Here is a 2,225-nt window from a genome sequence, read left to right on the forward strand (position 1 = left end):
GCAGGGGCCTGGACGCGCGCGGCCCAAGCGGCCCATGCGCTTGTCCGGCTAGGCGTGGCACCTGGCGATCGCGTAAGCTCGTTGGCGTGGAACACGCATCGGCATTTCGAGCTGTTCTTCGCGGTGCCCGGCATGGGGGCGGTGCTGCATACCGCCAATCCGCGCCTGCCCGACGACCATCTCGTCTTCACCATCAACCATGCCGGCAGCAAGGTGTTGCTGCTCGATCGCAACATGGTCGAGATCGTCGACCGGATCCGGGACCGGCTGGAGACGGTCGAGCATTACGTCCTGCTGAGCGACCCCGATCGCGCGATCGACGGCTGGGGCTGTTATGAGCGCCTGATCGCCAATGAGGCCGGAGACTTTGACTGGCCGCGGTTCGACGAGAATGCGGGCGCGTTCCTGTGCTACACGTCGGGCACGACGGGCGATCCCAAGGGGGTGCTCTATTCGCATCGTTCGGTCGTGCTGCACGGGCTGGCGGCGGGCCTGAGCGGCGCGCTCAACTTCTCCGCCTTCGACGTGGTCATGCCGTGCCAGTCGCTCTATCACGCGACCGCCTGGGGTCTGCCCTTTGCGGGTGCGATCAACGGTGTGAAGTTCGTCTTCCCCTGCGACAGGTTCGACGGCGCCAGCCTGCAGCAACTCATAACGAGCGAAGGCGTCACCTTCTCGGGCGGCGTGCCGACGATCTGGACGCTGTATCTCGATCATCTGGCGCGAACCGGCGAGACGCCGGGCAGCCTGCAACGGGTGATCATTGGCGGTTCGGCCGTGCCGCGCGACATGGCGGTGGCGTTCGACAAGCTCGGCGTCGTGGTGCAGCAGATCTGGGGCATGACCGAGACCAGCCCGCTCGGCGTCGTCTCCACGCCCACGCCCGCGCTGGCCGCGTTGGGCAAGGACGAGGAGAACGAAACCATCTGGACCCGGCAAGGCCGGATGATGTTCGGTATCGCGATGAAGATCGTCGATGAGGACGGCAATAACCTGCCGCATGACGGCGAAGCATCGGGTGCCTTGATGGTGCGCGGACCCTGGGTGCTGGAGCGCTATTATCGCACCGAAGCTTCGGCAACCGATAGCGAAGGCTGGTTCGACACCGGCGACATCTCCACCATCGACCGGTTCGGCTTCATGCGGATCACCGACCGCAAGAAAGACGTGATCAAATCGGGCGGCGAATGGATCAGCTCGATCGATCTGGAAAATATCGCGGCCGGGTGTCCAGGCGTGAAGGTGGCTGCCGTGGCCGGGGTGCATCATCCCAAATGGGAGGAACGCCCGATCATGCTCGTCGAACCCCTGGAAGAAGGATCGGTGTCGGACGCGGCGATGCGCAGTTGGCTGGAACCTCGCATCGTCAAATGGTGGATGCCCGACCGCATCATCATCGACACAGTCCCGCTCACAGCCACTGGCAAGATCGACAAGAAGGCGATCCGCGACAGATACGGCCAAATGCTTGCCGAACCGGCAGCCTGAGGGCGGTCCCGGCGAACCTCACCTTCATACCCCATTACATCTGGAGACGATAATGACCGATACCCTGGCGCCCGAAAGCCGGTTCGCCGATGCCGCCGATGGCCGCGTCCACTACCATAGCTGGGATAGCTGGGGCGAAGGACCGGCCATCATCCTGATCCACGGCGGTGGTCCGGGCGCCTATGGCTACAGCAATTATCGAAAGAATATCGGCCCGCTCTCGCGGCGCAACCGGGTCATCGTCCTTGACCTGCCAGGTTATGGCCAGTCCGCGCCGCGCGCTCAGCCTGACGGCCTCATCGTCGCGCTCGCCAATTCGGTGCGCGATGTCATGGACCATGCCGGCATAGAAACTGCCAGCCTGGTGGGTAACTCGCTGGGCGGCATGACGTCCCTGCGCTTGGCGCTCGACACCCCCGAGCGGGTCGACAAGCTGATCCTGATGGGGCCGGGTGGCGGTCTGCCGACCTTGTCGCCGTTCCCGACAGAAGGGTTGCAGCGCATGCTCGACTTCTATGGCGGGGAGGGACCGACGCTCGAAAAGCTCGCGCGGGTCACCGACCTGCTGGTTTACGACCGCTCATCGATCACATCGGAGTTGCTGGAGGAACGCCTCAGGATCGCCTCGCTGCCCGAGACGGTCGCCAATCCGCCCCTGCGCACCTTGATGGCGCACCCCAAGGACCATCTCTGGAAACAGGGGCTCGAAAGGCTCGCAAGCCCGACCCTCATCGTCT

The 2,225-nt window shown here is 64.3% G+C and carries 2 protein-coding genes; both read left to right on the top strand.

Annotated elements, in window-relative coordinates:
- The coding region (locus LQ220_RS24710; protein WP_230190617.1) for a long-chain fatty acid--CoA ligase at positions 1–1,488 on the top strand (1,488 nt) is incomplete at its 5' end.
- Between the two features lie 52 nt (positions 1,489–1,540).
- Positions 1,541–2,225, top strand: a 685-nt coding sequence (locus LQ220_RS24715) for an alpha/beta fold hydrolase (RefSeq protein ID WP_230190618.1), incomplete at its 3' end; no start/stop codon positions are given.

This window comes from Sphingobium sp. CECT 9361 (assembly GCF_918741285.1).
Classification (GTDB): Bacteria; Pseudomonadota; Alphaproteobacteria; order Sphingomonadales; family Sphingomonadaceae; genus Sphingobium.